General features: G+C 45.8%; 1 protein-coding gene. It reads right to left on the minus strand.

Features of this window, described 5'->3' with window-relative positions; translation table 11 throughout:
- The coding region (locus R7R78_RS24935) for a methyl-accepting chemotaxis protein (protein WP_225474476.1) at window positions 1–917 on the minus strand (917 nt) is incomplete at both ends.

The raw sequence follows: 917 nt of genomic DNA on the forward strand, positions 1-917 counted from the left end.
TGGCACCAGCGGAGTCGCGTGCGCCTTCTGCCGTGATTTGAGTGCCAGTAAGAATCTGATCAGAGATCGATTTCGATTCAATGATCTGCTGCTGAAGATTTTCCATGAAGGTGTTGAAGTTTTTCGCTAGCTCAGAAAACTCCTGATCGGTGTCAGTTTCTAGGCGTTGCGTTAAATCACCTTTGCCAGATGCGACGTCTTTAATTGCCGTGTTTAGTGTATCTAGCGGGCGCATTAGGGTTCTGATCAGAAGTGTTAATGCGATAACTGAAGCAAGTACAGCGATGATTGAGTAAATGATCGCGCTATTACGTAGCTCTCCAACCACTGAGTAAGCTGCCGTTTCATCAATGATTGCGCCCACGTACCAGTTCTCACTTGGGATATGAGTAAGGCTAACCATGTAAGGATTGTTATCAACTTCGATGTGTTGAGTCGCCTTATTTAAGTCAACTTGCGGTAGGTAGCTATTGAGCTTTTCACCGTTGTACTTACTTTGCGGGTGCGCAATCGTCGTGCCATCGTCAGTGACTAAGAACAAGTAACCAGCATCAAACAGGTTCACTTGGTTAACTAGGTCAGAAAGGGTAGTTAGCTCTAGGTCGTAAAACATGCCCGCTAAGAACTGGCCGTTTTGTTTTACTGGCGTACCAACAGAGATGATCACATTCTTAGATGAAGCATCAACATAAGGGTCGGTAACCACCAAATCGCCTTTGTTTTTGGCTGCGATAAACCAAGGGCGTTGGCGAGGATCATAATCAGGCCCCGCATCCCAACCGTCGTCGTTTTCAATCACGAAGCCATTACTTTCGTAACCAAAACCAATCGCTAGGAAGCTCGATTTCGGAGTTGGCTTCTCAAGAATATCTTTTACGTATGTGCGGTCGTTTGGCGATAGTTCTATGATCTCTGTG

It is taken from the genome of Vibrio sp. 2134-1, assembly GCF_033339495.1.